Raw genomic sequence first — 18,552 nt, 5'->3', positions numbered from 1 at the left:
AGGAGAAGATGTTATGCAGAGTCTGGGGAATGATAGTGAGCTTGCGGTGAGCAAGGATCGGAAATATTTATGGCACAACATTACACCTTATAGTGAAAAGAATCCGCCTATGATTGCCGCCTCGGCGAGTGGGTCGTGGATTACGGATATACAGGGCAATCGATTTTTGGATGGGATGTCTGGTTTATGGTGTGTAAATGTGGGATACGGGCGCAAGGAGCTGGCGGAAGCTGCTTACAATCAATTGCTGACCCTGCCATATTTTCCTCTGACACAAAGTCATCTCTCGGCGATTGCACTAGCGGAGAAGTTGAATGAGTGGCTCGGGGACGATTATGTGATCTTTTTTTCCAATAGTGGATCGGAAGCCAATGAGGCTGCTTTCAAAATGGCCCGCCAGTACCAGCAGCAAATCGGCCAGCATTATCGCCATAAATTCATTGCCCGTTATCGTGGGTACCATGGTAGTTCACTTGGGGCATTATCTGCAACGGGCCAGGCCCAACGCAAATATAAATATGAACCGTTGGCGGGTGGGTTTCTGCATGTAGCTCCCCCGGACAGCTATCGCCGCCCGGCCGGGATGACTGTGGAAGAATTCAACCTCCAGTGTGCACAGTCCATAGAGGATATGATCATCTGGGAAGGCGTGGAGACGGTAGCTGCGGTGATTATGGAGCCTGTAATTACGGGTGGTGGCGTCATTGTACCGCATCAGGTTTATTTGGATCGGGTGCAGGAAATCTGCCGTAAGCACGGTGTGTTGCTTATTATGGATGAGGTGATTTGTGGATTCGGACGTTCTGGATGTAAGTTTGGTCATCACAACTTTAATGTGAAGCCTGACATCGTGACAATGGCTAAGGGGTTGACTAGTGCTTATCTTCCCTTATCTGCCACTGCTGTTCGTAAGGATATCTATGAAGCGTTCAAGGATAATAGTGATGATTATGGTCATTTTCGCCATGTGAATACTTTTGGTGGCAATCCGGCTTCGTGTGCACTAGCGTTAAGCAATCTGGAAATTATCGAGCAGGAGAAGCTGGTGGAGCGTGCAGAGCTTTTGGGCAAAAGACTGAACACTGCATTCACCGAGTTACTGGATCACAAGCTTGTGGGTGATGTTCGCAGCTTTGGTTTAGTGACAGGCATCGAGCTGGTTGAAGATAAGGTTAGCAAAAAGCCAGTTGATCTGAGTATTGTGAAAGGGATTATTGCCGAATGTAAGTCCAAGGGGCTTATCATCGGCAAAAATGGCGATACCGTAGCTGGGTTCAACAATGTGCTTACCCTCGCCCCGCCGTTATCCTCCACGGATGAAGATATAGAATTTATTATCGATACCTTTAAATCTGTGCTGAACGGGGGCTAGGTAAAGTGATTTTGTCTGGATATAGAAATTGGTAAGCGCGCAGGGCGACTTGAATGGAGATCCGATTCTCTGGCTGCATGAAGTCTTCACCCAGTAGCTCTGTTATTTTGTCCAGGCGATAATAAAGGGACTGTCTGACAATGAATAAGTTTCGAGCGGCAATTTGTTTGGAACCATCATGATCCAGATAAACACGAAGGGTAAGCAGCAGCTCGCTGCCTTTGGTTTGGTCGTGGTCGATTAGCGGGCCGAGATAACTGCGAATGAAGTTCTGCAACGTTTTTCCGTCATTCAAGCTCAACAGCAACTGGAATACACCCAGCTCTTCATAGAAGAGCAGTGACTTCTGATAACAAGAGTATAGAGACAAAGCTTGCAAAGCTTCTTGATAACCGGAATAGGTCTGTTTTAGGCGCTTATGCGATTTGCTGACTCCAATGACGAGCTGCAAATCCTTGAGCTTCTCATCAGAGCGGATGTTCTGCAGGGCCTCAAGTGCTTGCTGAATCCGCATTTTTCCAGGCATTTTCGATTGGATGTCGAGAGCGATGACGGTGAGGCGATTGTTCTTGAGTGTGATCAGCGGACGTAGGGAATATTTTTCGAAAATGGAACGCAAGATGAGCGAAAGGTGGAAGGTGATTGATTCCCATTCGTTCTCTGAGCTGTTCCATTTTACGTCTCTAGGGTTCTTGATTTCGATAAGGCATACACGGTAAGGGAGTTCGTTGACCATGTTGAAATTGGAACCGATCAAGCCTTTTAAGCGATTGTCATCCTCTATACGACCATTGATCAGCTCATCGACCCATAGATTTTCTGAAAAAAGCTTACGCTCCTCCATATATCGGGTACGCAGTAGCTCTTGAGCAATGGACAGCGAGGCGGAATCCAGCAGCAGGCAATCAAATTCTTGTGGCTTATGATTGCAGACCATCAGGATATAAGCCCAGGTCTGATCCAGCGCGCCTACAGGCTTGATTGCAATCGTCTTTTGTCCATATTCTCGGGTGTAAGGAGCGATGTCTGGTTGAATGCCTTCCATCTCGTCACCGAAGGTGGTGAAGAAATTTAGCAGGGGAGTTTGCTCTTCGGGCGGAAGTGCCGGGAAGAATAAGGGTTTGCCTTGCAGCTGCATATAGACGATTTGTGTGCGGGTGCTTTTACATAATAATTGCAGTACCTTCACTGTTCCTTGTGAGGTTAAGGTCAGACGGTGGAATTCACGAGAGATGCTTTCGAGTTCTTGCAGCATCCGGTGATGCCGATTGATGATGATGGAATGGAGGTCTAGGGTGATATCGACGAAGCGAACCGTGCGGGTGAAGATGATTAGCGGAAAGTCATGCCTGTTGGCTAAGTCGATCATCTCTTGCGGGATGGTGCTGAAATACGTACCTAACTCAATACATAGGCAAGCTGCATTTTTGTCGATCAGGTTCTGCATAAACTCCAAGGAGGAAGGGAGATCGACACATGCACCAATCCCCGTAGTCAAAATCATTTCTTCGCCATGAATCAGAGTCTCGAAGTTGGCACTTTCCAGCACATGCACCCAGCGAATGGCACGGCTTAGGCCGCTTTTCCCGCCGATCACCTCGGTTTCTGCGAATAGTGGTCTTTTTAAAGCGTCACGAATGGTTAATACAAGCTCCCAGTCCATAGTTACTCCCCCTCGATCTTATGCGCTCTGGCCTTCGGCTAATGCCCTGTTATTCTCAGCCTATTCTCATACGTAAAAAATACAGTTTTGAAATTAGACAAAGTGTCTAATGCAACGAAAATTCGAAATGACTATAGTTTGATTAACGGATGTCAGTATATATAACCTAATCAGGAAGAACGTTGAGAGATAATTTCTGTTAATGCTTATATTACTACAATAATTTAAAGAAGTAAGTAAAATATTCAGACAAAACTTGAAATAATGTTATATTATATAACACTAATATGAAAAATTACCCATAAGGAGGGACTAGTGATGGAGCATTCATCTCCGTTAACAGCATTTACACCTGATATGTTCATGCGCAATTTCGCCGAGGCTGAGCCGCCTCTGACCCATAAGGGTGCCCTGGATGAGTCCAATCGCTGTCTATATTGCTACGATGCCCCATGTATAAAAGCATGTCCGACCAGCATTAATATTCCCTCCTTTATCAAACGGATCGCTACTGACAATTTGAAAGGCTCGGCACAGACGATTATGGATTCCAATCCTGTGGGTGCCAGCTGTGCTCGTGTTTGTCCTACAGATGAGCTGTGTGAAGGAGCCTGTGTGTTAAATGATGCCTCGGCGCCGATCCAAATCGGACTGCTGCAGCGTTATGCGACAGATTGGGCGATGAACAGCGGAGTTCAATTATTTAAGGCTGGCACCCCTAATGGGAAAAAGGTAGCCGTAATTGGTGGTGGTCCTGCGGGATTGTCTGCGGCTAGGGAGCTCGCCCGTGAAGGTTTTGCTGTTGTGGTCTACGAAGCGAAGGCGTTAGCGGGTGGGCTGGATACACATGGGATTGTATCGTTTCGGCTCCCGCAATCTGTATCTCTTTGGGAAGTAGAGCAGGTAGAGAAGCTGGGTGTGGAAATACGTACAGGTGTAAAAGTCGGAGTGGATGTTTCTGTAGATGAGCTGAAGTCGAATTATGATGCCATCGTTTTGGCAGCGGGTATGGGTTATGTGCCTCCAATAGGGATTGAAGGTGAAAAAATGGCTGGCGTATATGATGCCATTGCGCTCGTAGAATCCACTAAGACTGGCATTCCTCTACTAGAGCTGATGGGTCAGCGGGTCGCTGTCATTGGTGCAGGGAATACGGCTATTGATGCAGCGACTTGCTCAGTGCGGCTGGGAGCCACCAATGTGAAAATAGTCTACCGCCGGACCCGCGAAGAGATGACGGCATATGACTTTGAATATGAATTCGCGAAGCAGGAAGGTGTGGAGTTCAACTGGCTTACCTTACCGAAACGTATCGTGGGTGATGAGCTTGGGAATGTAACTGCACTGGAATGTGTGCAGATGAAGCTGACGGAGGAGCTGGGCAAAGATGGTCGTCCAATACCTATGCCGATCGAGGGTTCTGAGTTCTTGATTCCTGTAGATGCAGTTGTAATAGCTATAGGACAAAAGCGTCGCCTAGATCTAATAGATTCCTTAGGTCTAGCCCATGATCGCGGGGTTGTGAGGGTGAATGAGGTCACCTGCCAAACCTCCGATCCGCAGATTTATGCCGCTGGGGACATCATATTTGGTTCAGGTAAAGGCGAGGCCATGGTTGTATCCGCGGCACAGCAGGGAAAAGATGCGGCCCATGCGATTGTTAAACAATTCTCAGGCCAGCAGGAGGTCGTTGTTAGATCTGCGGGCTGAGCGTAGAAATCATATTGGATTTTACATGACAGGGAGGGAACATCAATGGCAGATTTAAGTATTAATCTCGCAGGAATCAAATCACCGAATCCGTTCTGGCTGGCCTCTGCGCCCCCTACCAATACAGGCTATCAAGTGCAGCGGGCCTTTGAAGCAGGTTGGGGTGGTGCGGTGTGGAAGACGCTCGGTGATCCGATCATTAATACCTCATCGCGTTTTGCGGCAGTAAATTTCAATGGGCAACGGGTTGCGGGCTTTAACAATATTGAACTGATCACCGACCGTCCGCTTGAAGTTAATCTGAAGGAAATTTATGAAACGAAGAAAAGATTTCCGAATCATGCGATTATAGCCTCCCTGATGGTAGAACCAACGCAGCATAAATGGCATGAGATTGTTAAGCGGGTAGAGGATGTGGGTGTAGACGGTCTGGAGCTTAACTTTGGTTGTCCGCACGGGATGGCTGAGCGTGGAATGGGCGCTGCTTCAGGGCAGCAGCCTGATCTAGTACAGGCACAGACCACCTGGGTAAAAGAAGTAGCTACGACTCCGGTGATTGTGAAACTGACGCCCAACATTACGGATATCACCGTCGTTGCCCGTCATGCGGTTAAGGGGGGAGCGGACGCGATTAGTATGATCAATACGATCAATAGTCTTGCTGGTGTAGATATTCATAGCTGGAATACGATTCCGAACGTTGGAGGTCAAGGTGCGCATGGAGGTTACTGTGGTCCAGCTGTGAAGCCTATTGCGCTTAGCATGGTAGCTGAGTGTGCTCGTGACCGGGGAGTATGCATTCCTATCTCCGGTATTGGAGGGATTTCTACCTGGCAGGATGTTGTGGAGTTTATGCTAATGGGTGCTACAGGTATTCAGGTATGTACAGCGGTTATGCATCATGGTTTCCGGATTGTGGAGGAAATGATCGATGGGCTCAACAACTATTTGGATGATAAAGGGTTAGCTTCTGTAACAGAGCTAATCGGCAAATCGGTATCCAGATACTCCAACTGGGGTGATCTGGATCTCAACTATAAGGTCGTTGCCCGCATTAATGAGGAGAACTGTATCAACTGTAATAAATGCCATATTGCCTGCGAAGATGCTTCACATCAATGTATTGATATGTTAACTAATGCAGATGGGAAAGCTATTCTACAGGTCCGCGAGGAAGATTGTGTAGGCTGTAATCTTTGTTCTATTGTCTGTCCAGCAGACGGCGCGATCGATATGGTTCCAGTGGACACCGGGGCAGCCCCTCTGACCTGGAATGAAAGGCAGAAGGTGATCAGTAGCTTGAATGGCTCCTATTCGGAAGTGGAGGTGGTATAAGGATGAAGAAGATTATTAAAAATGGCATCATCGTTACCGCAGCAGATACTTATACAGGTGATGTGGCAATTGAAAACGGGATTATCACGGAGATTGGTCTTCATTTGGATGTCCCTGGTGCGGAAATTATAGATGCCTCGGGGTGTTATGTTTTTCCTGGAGGCATTGATCCTCATACGCATCTGGATATGCCTTTTGGCGGCACGGTTACTGCTGATGATTTCGAGACGGGAACCATTGCGGCTGCATATGGCGGAACGACCACAGTCATTGATTTTTGCTTAACCACCAAAGGGCAACCGCTACAGCGAGCCGTAGATACATGGCATCATAAGTCGCAGGATAAAGCGGTGATTGATTACAGCTTCCACCTTATGGTCTCAGAATTAAACGATAAAGTACTGGGCGAGCTTCCGGAGATTATTGAGAATGAAGGCATTACCTCGCTCAAAGTATTTATGGCTTATAAGAATACTTTTCAGGCGGATGACGGCACACTTTTTAAGACCCTCCAAGCCGCGAAAAAAGAAGGTGCACTCGTTATGGTGCATGCGGAAAATGGAGATGTCATTGAATATCTTGTAGAGCAGGCTTTGGCCGCAGGCAATACCGACCCGATCTTTCATGCGCTGACCCGCCCGCCGGAGCTGGAGGGTGAAGCTACGGGACGCGCAGCTTATCTAACCGAACTGACAGATTCTCAGCTGTATGTTGTACACGTGACCTGTGCGGAAGCTGCTTGGAAGATTGCTGAAGCGCGTAAAAAGGGACTGCGCGTCTACGGCGAGACTTGTCCACAGTATTTAGTGCTGGATCAGACGGCGCTGGAAAAGCCTAATTTCGAAGGTGCTAAATACGTGTGGTCTCCGCCCCTGCGTGAGCAGTGGAATCAGGATGTTTTGTGGGATGCGCTATGGAGTGGCAGCTTGCAGACGATTGGCTCTGACCAGTGCTCGTTTGATTTCAAAGGACAAAAGGATCTGGGGCTAGGCGATTTCTCCAAAATCCCGAACGGTGGGCCGACCATTGAGGACCGGTTTACGATTCTATATTCGGAAGGTGTGCAGAAAGGCCGGATCTCATTGAACAAATTCGTAGACATTATTGCTACCTCTAGCGCCAAGCTGTTTGGATTGTATCCGCAAAAAGGCACGGTCGCGGTAGGCAGTGACGCTGACCTGGTTATTTTTGATCCTTCTGTTGAAAGAACCCTTTCTGCGGATACGCACCATATGAATGTCGATTATAATGCGTTTGAGGGCTTTGAAGTAAAGGGAGAGCCTGTTTCCGTCCTCAGTCGAGGCGAGTTTGTGATTCGAGACAAGCAATTTGTTGGTAAACCGGGGTCGGGAAAATATTTAAAGCGCAAGCGTTTTGCAGCGGAGGCTCCTCTTCCTTCCAAGGCGGAAATTAGCGGAGGTGTTGTCTGATGTCTGCTTTTGCGGAATATGCCAAAGAACAGCAGGAGATTGATGGGCTGCTTTTTAAAGGATATACGATTGCCAGCATCCAAGAGGATTTGGACGGTGCGCGAATAAAGTTTGTTAGAGGGGAACCGGCTAAAAGCTCGGTAGAGCTGTTACTGCTGACAGCGGATGCTCGTAAGTACGTGACAACCCTTGTGGTTGCGGGGCTGAGGGCGGAAGGTGAGGAGGCTAGTTGTTACAGTGGAGAGGTTTGAAGTGAGGGGATTTGAAGCTGAGTAGTGAGCCTGCGCAGGATAGGGGGCCTACTGCTCGGCTTTTTATTGTGCGCATGAAAGGGGCGTGGAGATAACTTCCCTGAAAATAGCCGATTATCATCGCGGAATACACTTTTTAGGGAAATCCTCCCTAAAAAGTAGCTGATTATGGTCCCGAATAGACGTTTTAGGGAAATCCTCCCTAAAAATCCCTGAAATACGCCGGTTTTGCTCAAATTCGCTAAATATTAGGGAGGTTTTCCCTGATTTGCAGTTATAGGCACCTGAAAGACCAAAAATCAGGGAGGATTTCCCTAATCTATTGCTGTCGCTGCTACTCACGCTCCATATACTCATGCCGTAATATGGACATGATATGCAGAGATTCAAAGTGTTCCCCTACTTTTATGCATTCACGTAGAGTGCCTTCCAGTGTAAAGCCACAGCTTTCATAGACATGGCGTGCTCTGTGGTTGTGGTCTCTAACATCTAACCATAGGCGATGTGATTCAGTGTGGCGAAAGATCCAGTCGCTCACGAGCTGAAGCGACAGTTTGCCATACCCAAGCCCTTTGGAATGGATGACGATTCTTTTAATGCAGACGGAAAGATGGGTGTCCTGAAGTCCTGTTACGATGATATAACCGACTCTTTTTCCAGAGTGATCCCTAATTGTAAGGTGCAGAATATCTGAATCATGAATGGCTGTAGTGTGCTCCTCTTTGCTCCATACTCCGATATAGGCACGGTTTCCTACATTTTGTTCTGTCGCTAATACGAACGCTAAATCCTGCACGGTGGTACGTTGTAAATCCAAGGCTTCTGAATGGATGATCATAACCATGCGCCCCTGTCTCATATGTATTTTCTATCTATGGTAACTGACGGTCTGCTCGATGTCATTCATGTAGTTCTAGCTTGTTTTCTTTATATTGGAAGAGCTGTAGGAATGCTCGCAACTTCGTGTATAATTGAGACCAGGTGTTAAGAATTCCAATCGGATGAGGAGATCAGCTGGTTATGTACTTTCTTGATATTATGTCTTGGCTGACAGAGGATAATCTGCGGCATCTGCTTGAACAATATCGTTCGTTTGGGCCCTTTCCGGGCATTGCGTTAACGTTTTTGAAATCATTTATACCACCACTACCAACTATTGCGATCGTCGGATTAAACGGGGCTGTATATGGTTTATGGTTAGGTTTTTTGTATTCTTGGATCGGCTTGGTTGCGGGCTGTGTGACAACATTTTGGATTATTCGCAAAGTAGCTTCGCATCGGTATCTGCGAAAATGGTCAGAACGGCCAAAGGTAGCCAAAAGTATGACATGGGTGCGGCAAAGCGGATTCAGTTATGTTTTTCTGCTTAGTATATTCCCGGTAGGCCCCTTCGTTGTAATTAATATGGCTGCTGGTCTTGCTGGTATGAGGTTTCGTTCATACCTCCTTGCGCTCACTGTGGGCAAAGCGATCATGGTATTCGCTGTTTCATATATTGGAAATGATCTGGAACGATTTATCCGCCAGCCGTGGGAGATCATCTATGTCTTGGTGTTTATTGGATTGTCACTATGGGGAGTTAAAGCCATCGAGGCGCGGTTCGCTAGAACGGTGGAAGATGGAAACAAGGCCGCTTAGTACTGTGAATGGACTATTTTAATAGAACAAAGGAGGAAATGATGATGAAATATCGTAAACTTGGCAGTACAGGGATGAATGTATCGGTGATCGGATTGGGTACTTGGCAGTTCGGTGGAGAGTGGGGCAAGGATTTCACTCAAGCAGAAGTCGATGCCATGTTAGATAAGGCTGGAGAGCTCGGTATTAACCTGATTGATACGGCAGAATGTTATGGAGATCACTTGTCAGAGAAGTTCATCGGAGGTTATCTGGCTCGCCGGAAACGTGAGGACTGGATTGTAGCTACGAAATTCGGTCATCATTTTCAGGGACATTTGCAGCGGGAACAGTTATGGCGTGCTGAGGATGTGCTGAAGCAGCTGGATGATTCCCTGCGTGCACTTCAGACCGAGTACATCGACCTCTATCAATTCCATTCCGGAACGGATGAGCAATTCGATAATGACAAGCTGTGGAGCATGCTCGACAGACAGAAGCAGGCAGGGAAAATCCGTCATTTAGGCGTCTCGATAAGTGCATCAGTCTCGGGTGTACATCAGACCTCTGCAGCAGCGGATGTGCAAGCAGAGGCCATACAAGTAGTATATAATCGGCTGGATCGTCAACCTGAGGAAGAGATTCTTCCGCTCTGCATCGAGCATAAATTAGGTGTGTTGGCGCGTGTTCCGTTAGCGAGTGGTTATTTAAGCGGCAAGTACAAGCCGGATGCGGTATTTGGTCAGGGTGATGTGCGTGCTAACCATAAAGAGGATGTAAGGCAAAAACAGCTGCGCGCTGTAGCTGAAATTGCTGCCAATGAAGTCCCTTCTGGACTCGATATGGCGCAGTGGGCTTTGGCGTGGTGCCTTCAGCATCCCGCAGTAACCAGTGTAATTCCGGGTTGTAAAAATGTAGAACAAGTTATCTCCAACGCTAGTGCTGCCGATCTGGACATGGTGAAGGACATTACACAATAAGCTGGGAACTACACCGAAAAAAGCGCTTTGACCTTCGCCTCTGCGGGATCCTCATTGTAGATATGAGTCCAACTGTTCGTAGAAGCATCATAAAAATAGTCCTGTTTCCATTGTTGGAAATGGATCACGATATTTCGTACAGCGGATACAATTCTCTCTACCTCCTGATTCGTCATAATGGGGTGTAGAGAGATGCGGATCCAACCCGGTCTAAGCGACTGGTCTCCTACAGTAATTGCCTCAGCGATCTGAGCAGATTGCGCCCACCCTAATTCAAGTAAGTAATGCCCATAAGGACCTGCACAAGAGCAACCACCCCGGGCTTGTATACCAAAGCGATCATTCAGTAGTTGAACTGCAAGATTATAATGAATATCACGTAGTGTAAAAGAGACAATGCCATGACGTTCTGTATGATGTCCAGCTAGCAGCGAGCATTCGGGTATGCTACGGAGCCCGTTCATTAATTGCTGGCATAGCTCGTGCTCTCTAATCACCATATATTGACCGTTTCCATTCATCTGTTCCTTCAGCTTCACGCAAAGTGCTGTCCGAAAAGCTTGCAGAAACCCCGGTGTTCCCCCGTCTTCCCGCATCTCTATTTCGTTGGTGTAGCGGCGTCCTCCCCAAGGATTGACCCAAGCCACTGTACCTCCACCCGGTTCGTCAGGAATACGTCCATTACTTAGAGCCTCATCAAAAATTAGAACGCCATTCGTGCCCGGTCCACCCAGAAATTTATGCGGAGAAAAAAAGATTGCATCCAGCTTCTCCAGCGGTGAGACAGGATGCATATCGATAGGCTCATAGGGTGCACTGGCGGCAAAATCTACAAAACATAGGCCTCCGTGGCGGTGCATAATCGCGGCAAGCTTCTGGTAGGGAGTCTGAATTCCGGTCACATTGGAGCAAGCCGTAAATGAACCGATTTTCCAGCGGCGATGCTGATACAATTTCAACTGGGCTTCAAGCTGCTGAAGATCTATATTTCCGTTTTCTCCGGGAGGAACAGTCACAACATCACCAATCCCCTCCTGCCAGGGAAGGATATTGGAATGATGCTCCATATGGCTGGTGAAGATCACAGGACGTTCCTCCATCGAATGGGAGCTATAGTCCTGAATCCACTCAGGGAGTCTTAAGCCCATGATACGCTGCAGCTTGTTTACGGCTCCCGTTGTTCCATTTCCGCAGAAGAGCAGGATGTCCTGAGGGCCAGCATTTACATGCTTTTTAATAATTTGTCGCGCTTCATTATAAGCCAGTGTCATGGTTAAACCGGTCGTGTTGGAGTCTGTATGTGGATTACTAACATATGGACCGAAGGCTTCCTGCAGCTTCCGTTCAATCGGTTCATATAAGCGTCCGCTGGCGGTCCAATCGGCATACAGCAGGGGCTGTCTACCATAGGGTGTGGTGATCTGATGCCGAATTCCAATGGTGTGCTCACGAAAAATCTCGAAATGGTTTTGTAGTGAAGCGGGCGTCTCTGCAGAAGAGGCGTGGATGATGTTTAGCACGGATTTCCCTCCAGCCCGTACGCCGATAGTGGTAAGGTCATAGTTTATTTTCGGCGTGCCAGTAGTTTCTATGGCATTAGTATATGCTTGCTTGGAGAATTGGGTTAAAGCCTAGGTGGAGTTTATAGGAATAACAAATAAAGGAGATAGAGGTGAATGGTGTAATTAATATACAACATTGTTTTTATTTACTTATAATGATTTTTTTTGAGATCTACTGCGTCAAATAATACGATTTGAAATAATGAATGTGCCATGAAGTAAAAGCACTGTCTCGTTATATAAGAGGAAGGTAAAGTTAGGGGCCACTTATATTCACAAATGGAGCAGAGGAGTCAAATCATGCATTTAAAAAAACTATCATTAGTTGTACTATTGGCCGTATCTCAGACTGCTGCGGCAGTGCCCGTTTTTGCTGAAGCTGGAAATATTACCTCCAGTAACACCAGTGGAGTAAGAGTGGCTACTACATCTGTTGCGGAAGTAATTCCAGAAGCTACTGATCCATTGCCATCATTGAAACGTCCGGTAGCAGAAGGGGCAACAGCAACACCAACGCCAACAGCGACAGTAACGCCAATTACAGGGGGAACAACCGATTCTACTTTAACAACGTTACCATCCCCCACACCGAGTCCAAGTCTTACACTTATACCTGCGACCACCACACCACCGATTACAACTGATATAGTTAATGCAGGGGCTAGCAATCAGCTTGTACTTATGATGAATAGTAACAAAATGTATCAGAATGGCATTGAATATTTGGCTAATCAGCCAATGGCAGTGAAGAATGGCGTTTCCTACGTTTCGATTAGAGCTATGGTTGAACGTGTAGGTGTGAAATACATTTACGATTATAAGACGAAAGAGACTATTGTTACTAAAGGCAGCGACGTTATGCGGTTCAAGACAGACAGTAAGATTTATTCCGTAAATGGTAAGAATGTGACAATGAAAGGTCCAGCTTATCAATTCAAAGGAACCTTTATGATTCCATTGACGTCCATTACTGGGGCACTGGGCATTCCGTATACCGTGGATAATGTGCAAAAACGAGTCATTCTTTCGCTAAATTTGAAGCCTAAAGCTTCTTTTACAGTACCGGCTATAATTTATGCTGGTGATCCAGTGAATTTCCTGACTTCTAGCTCTTCACCGATTGGTTCAGCCATAGTTGAAGAGAAGTGGGAAGGGAAGCAGGATATCTATGATACACCTGGGCAATATGTAGTATCCTACTCTGTTAGGGATGCTAATGGACAATGGAGTGATCCTTACTCCACGACGATCACGATTCTAAAACCAAATACACCGCCGGTTGCAAATTTTACGACCGATAAGAATTCCTACAAAATGGGTGAGATGATCACTTATACGGATATGAGCACCGACCCAGACGGAGATACACTTAAAACAACGACCTGGACAAATAAAGCGGAAGCTTTCTTCACGTCTGGTCCTGCAACAGTTTCTATTCAAGTAGAAGATTCACATGGCGCAATCAGCACTTTTGAAAAAGTCATTAATATTACGGGTGAAGTCTTGTACAGTAAGGAAGATTTCTATAGATTGTTCGCTTCTCCGGGTAGTGTATTTGATATTGACGGATCCAATGTTCCAAACTGGCAGAAGGTAGCTTATACGCTCACTTCTGAGCCTTATAATCTTATTCGCACTAACAGTCCAGAAACCGTAAATATGGAAGGGATTACTTATCGTGAAACATCGTTCGGTGGAACCCGCTTTTTGATTCACCACAAGAATAATATGAATACTAAAATGAAGGTATATGTGATAGCTAAGAACAACAATCTATCCCCTACGACGATCACAACAGAATATTTAGGCGTTGGAGGCCCACATCCCTTTCCGGAAGCTACGGGTAAACTCTCAGTGCAACGTTACTGGGAATCCATGCAAACGAAAAAAGATTACAAGACAACGGTCCTGCAACCTGGTGAAAGCGTCTCTATCCTGTCTGATCTGAATAATATTGCAATAAAACCGAGCGAAATCGTTTCACTCCAAGCGGACTTATATAGTGATTATCCTATTGAATACAATGTTATGATGATTGATGCGAATAAAGATCCGTTAACCACACTTCCTATGCTTCCAATACTGGATCGTGATGGCGTGCATAACCGAGGGACTTACGTATCATGACTGTTACGGGTGAAGTAGGGAGAACACCTGCGAGACTTCTCATCGGTGATAATTCAAGTGATTTGAATTTGATGGGCACCGACCCTATGTCAGGAACTGGTGCATCCAATGCAGGCAACTTCGGAGTACTATACAAAATCAAATTTGAACATGTTGCTCCCAATTCATTAATTACCTTTAACCCGCGTGGTGGTAATTATATGGGACCTGTTATGGTGAATGGTCAAATTGTTCAAATGCCAAGTACCGGCAGTATTACAAATGCAAACTTGAATAGTGTGGTTTATCGTACAGGTGATGAAGGGGGCTCTGTTGAGATATTGTTCACTGCAGCGTCTGGTAGTAATTTGCCGGTTAACTTCCTGATTACACCGCAACCACCGAAGAGATAGTTATGCAAAGTAATCATTAGGGGGACCAAAAGGCGAGATTCCATTCAGCTATGAATGAGAATTCGCCTTTTTGCTTATCATTTCATGTGATCTTTTCGATACTCCCTTGCGGTCATGCCTAGATGCGTCTTGCAGTAGGTAGAGAAGTAGGCAGAGGAAGCGAAGCCGAAGATATCACTAATATCCTGAAGCGCCATATTTGTATGGATCAGGAAGTTCTTGATCGCATCCATTCTTTCTTTATGGATGAAGTTGAGGACAGTGCTCCCTGTTTCTTGTTTGAATAGCGTTGCGAGGTAATTCGGATGCAACTGCACGATTTCCGCAACCCGCTCTAGCGTAGGCTTCTCTTCAATGTGCTTTTTAATATAGGCGATCGTCTTATTAATGATGGGTCCATACGAATACGAACGATGGGTTGAGATGACACTAATAAAGCTATTTAGCATGAGGTATTCAATCTCAACGGTCTTCACGATCGAGTCGCTCTCATCAATTAAGTTGATGTAATGGTCACTGAGAATGAACGCGGACTCGGAATCGACTCCCGCCTCAATGATCGCACGCGTAAAAATGGTGCAGCTAGCGACTAGAGAATATTTCAACGACTGCAAAGGCTTCGGTGATAGGTTGGCTCGTTCCAGCAGGTTGATTTCATTCAATATTTTAACGGCACCTTCACGATCAATGCGTTGGATTGCATAGACGAGCTTCTTTTCGTGCTCATAGGAAGGGTGCATATAGTTCTGATAGCGATTCTTCGCCATATTGCGTTCGAGGACGGCAGTAATGTCTAGCATGGATAATCTCCTTTAGGCTACCTGTTTAAGGGAGGATTTTACAATATAATCCGTATTTATAAATCGAAACTAATGTTAAGAATTTATAATTAAGTGTTATATTATCGTGTAATATCAGTTTTGTAAAGGCTTTCAATTTTAGAAATACAAATAAAAATTATGAAATCTTCAGAAGAGGGGTATTGCAGATGAAGAAAAAAGTAGGGGCAGCATTATTATCTGTAGCTATGTTATCCACGTTAGTCGCTTGTGGAGCAAAAAGTGATGATGGGGCAAACAAGGCAAATAGCGCAGACACAACGTCTAAAGGAACTGGTAAAAAAGCGGTTATTACAATCATTCAGAATAAAGTAGAAATCCAAAGTGCACTAGAGGATGCAGTGAAAGAATTCAATAAAACTCAAGATAAATATGAAGTACAAGCATTAGGAGCAGCAGGTGACAACCTGATGACGGTGCTCCAGACACAATTCAGCTCCGCACCAGAAAAAGCACCAACCATTTTCACAACAGCATCTGGCTCAGAGTTTCAAAAATATCTTCCATATATGGCACCCTTGGATGATATGAAAGCGGCTAGCAAAATTGTTGAAGGACAAGATACAGCAGCGCGTAATGATGGTAAATTATATGGCTTGCCAGTTGCGCTTGAAGGCTTCGGACTTATCTACAATAAGGATATGTTCAAGGAAGCAGGCGTGAATGCGGATGATATTAAGACATGGGATGATCTTGTAGCAGCAAGCACGAAGCTAGAGCAAGTGAAAGGCGTGAAGAAGGCCATAGCGTATGCACAAGAGTCTTACTTCCGTTTCATGCATCCATTTAACTGGCCATTTGCATTAATGAAAGATACATCGGGTACGATTGCTAAGATTAATGCTGGCGAATTGAAGCTTCAAGATATTCCTGAATTGAAAGAGTACGTTGCTGATCTGGACAAGATCAAAGACCATACGAACTTGAGTAAAGATACGTATGATGAACAAGTTGCAGGCTTCGCGGCAGGACAATATGCGATGATTCACCAAGGAAACTGGGCACAAGGTCTCTTGAACGATTATGATGTGAAATTTGAATACGGTTTCTTGCCAGTACCGTTCGAAGGTAATCAAGGTATTGCGGTAGGTAACAGTAACTTCTTCCGCGTGAACAAGCATGCATCGGAAGATCAACAAGCGGGTGCGAAGGCGTTCTTGGATTGGTTGCTAACAGATCCAGCGGGTCAGCACTATGTAACGGATGAGTTTAACTTTATCCCTGTGTACTCCGGTTTTGATACTAGCAAAATGGATCCGTTATCCCAAGAAGTGAACCGTTATGCAAGTGAAGGCAAGACAGTGAAATGGGTATTCGATCAATTCCCAGCGGGAGCAGATCAAGAGTTTGCGAACCAAATGGAAAAATACTATGCAGGAAAATTAACGGGCGAGGGCTTGTTAGAAGCACTTCAGAATGTTTGGATGACTGCGGTTAAAAAATAATCGTATGGCTATGGAGGCTGCTTCTCGAATATTCGTTAAGCGGCCTCTTCCTGTTTTGTAGAAATGGATAAGAGGTGAAACCATTGAAGAAAAGTGTAAAGAGAAATTTAATAGCCGCAGCTTTTATTGTTCCATCATTATTCATCTTTATAAATGTAGTCATCATTCCATTCGTTATGGGGATTGTGTACTCTTTTACAGATTGGGATGGGTTTAAATTTGCAGGTTCTAACTTTGTAGGCTTCGATAATTATGTACGGGTGTTTCAAGATTCAGATTTTCTTACATCCTTCGGCCTGACATTTAAATATGCCGTATGCATGATTATTCTCGTTAACGTTATCGGACTTTCACTCGCGATGCTGGTGACTTCCAAAATTAAGTCGCGTAATCTTTTACGCTCAATATACTTCCTGCCGAACTTGATCGGTGGTCTGATCCTAGGTTTCATCTGGAAGTTCGTATTCACGAAATTCTTCGTACAGGTTGGAGAAGTAATGGGAAATAGCTCGATCTTCTTCAATTGGTTGGATGATCCGACGGCTTCCTTCTGGGCGCTGGTCTTCGTAGGAACATGGCAAATGGCCGGCTACGTCATGATCATCTACATCGCAGCTATTCAAGGTGTTTCGGATGAGGTGCTGGAGGCAGCTGATATGGATGGCGCAGGCGGATGGATGCGATTCCGCAAAATTATGTTCCCACTCATTATGCCAGCCTTCACGATCAGCTTGTTCTTGACGCTGTCGAACGCATTCAAACAATATGATACCAATATCTCACTAACGAACGGTGGTCCTTACGGTACAACCGAGCTTGTTGCAATGAATATCTTTAAAACCGCGTTTAGTATGAATCAATATGCGCTCGCGCAATCCAAGGCGATTATTTTCTTCCTCGTCATCTTAGTTGTGACGGTTACGCAGGTCGTTATCTCGAAGAAAAGGGAGGTTGAACAATAATGAAACGTCGCAATAAATCAACTTCAATATTGCTTGAAGTTATAGCTTGGGTTAGTGGACTTCTTATGCTGTTGCCTATGTATATTATGTTTGTGAATTCGTTCAAAGGACGTGCCGAGATATTCACCGATACGTTTGGCCTGCCGAAATCCTTTTCCTTCGAGTATTATGCTGCGGCAATGGACAAAATGAACTTTTTGTCAGCATTTAAAAACTCGCTCTTAGTGAGTGTCATTAGTATTGGGCTTATTATTATCTTCTCAGCGATGACATCTTGGATGCTTGTTCGCATGAAGAATAAATTGTCCAATGGCATTCTCCTCTTATTCGTAGGTACGATGCTCATCCCGTTTCAATCGGTGATGATTCCGTTAATGCAATATTTAAACAAATGGGATATCCCATCACTTAATTTCTCTATGATTAATACACATTATGGCCTAATTTTCATGTACATCGGATTTGGGCTAAGTATGTCGGTCTTCCTCTATCACGGTTTTATTAAAGGGGTACCGATTGCTCTTGAAGAAGCGGCGATGATAGAGGGCTGTAATACGTGGCAGACATTCTGGAAGGTTGTATTCCCAATGCTTACGCCAATTACGATGACTGTAGGAATCTTGAATCTATTGTGGATTTGGAATGACTATTTACTTCCATCCTTGACCTTAACAAGCCCAGCGCTTCGTACCATTCCATTGTCAACCTTCTTCTTCTTCGGAGAATTTACAATTCAGTGGAACCTTGCAATGGCAGGGCTTGTCGTATCGATTATTCCGGTTATTATCTTTTATCTGTTCGCACAGAAATACATTATTAAAGGCGTTATGGCAGGTGCTGTGAAATAAAATTGGATGAGGGGGCCTT

General features: G+C 45.4%; 16 protein-coding genes. 12 read left to right on the top strand and 4 right to left on the bottom strand.

All coding sequences use genetic code 11. The features are described from left to right. The first annotated feature begins 13 nt into the window (after positions 1 to 13). A complete protein-coding gene (locus MHI27_RS29340) occupies positions 14 to 1,372 on the top strand; it encodes an aspartate aminotransferase family protein (protein ID WP_405175234.1) in 1,359 nt (452 codons plus the stop codon). Here MHI27_RS29340 and MHI27_RS29335 read toward each other — a convergent pair. Beyond that, positions 1,347 to 3,035 carry a PucR family transcriptional regulator gene (locus tag MHI27_RS29335; protein WP_405175233.1) on the bottom strand — a complete coding sequence of 563 codons (1,689 nt, stop codon included), beginning with the start codon at positions 3,033 to 3,035 and terminating at the stop codon, positions 1,347 to 1,349. The genes MHI27_RS29340 and MHI27_RS29335 overlap by 26 nt on opposite strands. A 318-nt stretch (positions 3,036 to 3,353) precedes the next feature. Here MHI27_RS29335 and MHI27_RS29330 point away from each other — a divergent pair, with 318 nt between their 5' ends. The 4 genes from MHI27_RS29330 to MHI27_RS29315 are packed head-to-tail and all read left to right on the top strand — an operon-like array spanning position 3,354 to position 7,761. After that, the gene (locus tag MHI27_RS29330; RefSeq protein ID WP_405175232.1) at positions 3,354 to 4,745 is read left to right on the top strand and encodes an NAD(P)-dependent oxidoreductase; all 1,392 of its coding nucleotides are present in this window, start codon (positions 3,354 to 3,356) and stop codon (positions 4,743 to 4,745) included. A 45-nt stretch (positions 4,746 to 4,790) separates the two neighbouring features. Beyond that, a complete protein-coding gene (gene preA / locus MHI27_RS29325; protein WP_405175231.1) occupies positions 4,791 to 6,080 on the top strand; it encodes an NAD-dependent dihydropyrimidine dehydrogenase subunit PreA in 1,290 nt (429 codons plus the stop codon). Between the two features lie 2 nt (positions 6,081 to 6,082). After that, the gene (hydA, locus tag MHI27_RS29320) at positions 6,083 to 7,510 is read left to right on the top strand and encodes a dihydropyrimidinase (RefSeq protein ID WP_405175230.1); all 1,428 of its coding nucleotides are present in this window, start codon (positions 6,083 to 6,085) and stop codon (positions 7,508 to 7,510) included. Further along, positions 7,510 to 7,761 (top strand): hypothetical protein, encoded by a 252-nt coding sequence (locus tag MHI27_RS29315; RefSeq protein ID WP_405175229.1) that lies wholly within the window; start codon positions 7,510 to 7,512, stop codon positions 7,759 to 7,761. Before hydA ends, MHI27_RS29315 begins: the two co-directional genes overlap by 1 nt. Before the next feature lie 334 nt (positions 7,762 to 8,095). On the opposite strand, the gene MHI27_RS29310 is transcribed toward MHI27_RS29315, so the two are convergent. Then, positions 8,096 to 8,599 (bottom strand): GNAT family N-acetyltransferase, encoded by a 504-nt coding sequence (locus MHI27_RS29310; protein WP_405175228.1) that lies wholly within the window; start codon positions 8,597 to 8,599, stop codon positions 8,096 to 8,098. Positions 8,600 to 8,781: 182 nt separating this feature from the next. Between MHI27_RS29310 and MHI27_RS29305 the strand changes: the two genes are divergently transcribed. Further along, positions 8,782 to 9,399 (top strand): TVP38/TMEM64 family protein, encoded by a 618-nt coding sequence (locus MHI27_RS29305; RefSeq protein WP_405175227.1) that lies wholly within the window; start codon positions 8,782 to 8,784, stop codon positions 9,397 to 9,399. Between the two features lie 44 nt (positions 9,400 to 9,443). After that, positions 9,444 to 10,358 carry an aldo/keto reductase gene (locus MHI27_RS29300; protein WP_076284881.1) on the top strand — a complete coding sequence of 305 codons (915 nt, stop codon included), beginning with the start codon at positions 9,444 to 9,446 and terminating at the stop codon, positions 10,356 to 10,358. Between the two features lie 8 nt (positions 10,359 to 10,366). Here MHI27_RS29300 and MHI27_RS29295 read toward each other — a convergent pair whose 3' ends face one another. Next, positions 10,367 to 11,878, bottom strand: coding sequence for an aminotransferase class V-fold PLP-dependent enzyme (locus tag MHI27_RS29295; RefSeq protein WP_076284880.1), 1,512 nt, complete (start codon positions 11,876 to 11,878; stop codon positions 10,367 to 10,369). Between the two features lie 342 nt (positions 11,879 to 12,220). Between MHI27_RS29295 and MHI27_RS29290 the strand changes: the two genes are divergently transcribed. Both MHI27_RS29290 and MHI27_RS29285 read left to right on the top strand, forming a co-directional pair. Then, on the top strand, positions 12,221 to 14,047 hold the full coding sequence (locus tag MHI27_RS29290; RefSeq protein ID WP_405175226.1) for a stalk domain-containing protein: 1,827 nt from the start codon (positions 12,221 to 12,223) through the stop codon (positions 14,045 to 14,047). Further along, positions 14,044 to 14,439: a hypothetical protein gene (locus tag MHI27_RS29285; protein ID WP_405175225.1), complete on the top strand. Its 396-nt coding sequence runs from the start codon at positions 14,044 to 14,046 to the stop codon at positions 14,437 to 14,439. Before MHI27_RS29290 ends, MHI27_RS29285 begins: the two co-directional genes overlap by 4 nt. A 77-nt stretch (positions 14,440 to 14,516) precedes the next feature. On the opposite strand, the gene MHI27_RS29280 is transcribed toward MHI27_RS29285, so the two are convergent. Further along, positions 14,517 to 15,239, bottom strand: coding sequence for a helix-turn-helix transcriptional regulator (locus tag MHI27_RS29280; RefSeq protein ID WP_042192637.1), 723 nt, complete (start codon positions 15,237 to 15,239; stop codon positions 14,517 to 14,519). Positions 15,240 to 15,427: 188 nt separating this feature from the next. On the opposite strand from MHI27_RS29280, the gene MHI27_RS29275 reads away from it, so the two are divergent. The 3 genes from MHI27_RS29275 (at position 15,428) to MHI27_RS29265 (ending at position 18,533) form a co-directional block, all read left to right on the top strand. Then, the gene (locus tag MHI27_RS29275; RefSeq protein WP_076297952.1) at positions 15,428 to 16,723 is read left to right on the top strand and encodes an ABC transporter substrate-binding protein; all 1,296 of its coding nucleotides are present in this window, start codon (positions 15,428 to 15,430) and stop codon (positions 16,721 to 16,723) included. 83 nt (positions 16,724 to 16,806) lie between these two features. Further along, positions 16,807 to 17,685, top strand: a complete 879-nt coding sequence (locus MHI27_RS29270; RefSeq protein WP_231573358.1) for a carbohydrate ABC transporter permease — start codon at positions 16,807 to 16,809, stop codon at positions 17,683 to 17,685. Further along, positions 17,685 to 18,533 (top strand): carbohydrate ABC transporter permease, encoded by an 849-nt coding sequence (locus MHI27_RS29265; protein WP_076284877.1) that lies wholly within the window; start codon positions 17,685 to 17,687, stop codon positions 18,531 to 18,533. Before MHI27_RS29270 ends, MHI27_RS29265 begins: the two co-directional genes overlap by 1 nt. Positions 18,534 to 18,552 lie beyond the last annotated feature (19 nt).

Source organism: Paenibacillus sp. FSL H8-0261, assembly GCF_045040645.1.
Lineage (GTDB): Bacteria > Bacillota > Bacilli > Paenibacillales > Paenibacillaceae > Paenibacillus_AQ.
Note: the sequence above shows the minus strand (reverse complement) of the source record. Positions and strands in the feature narration are given on the sequence as shown.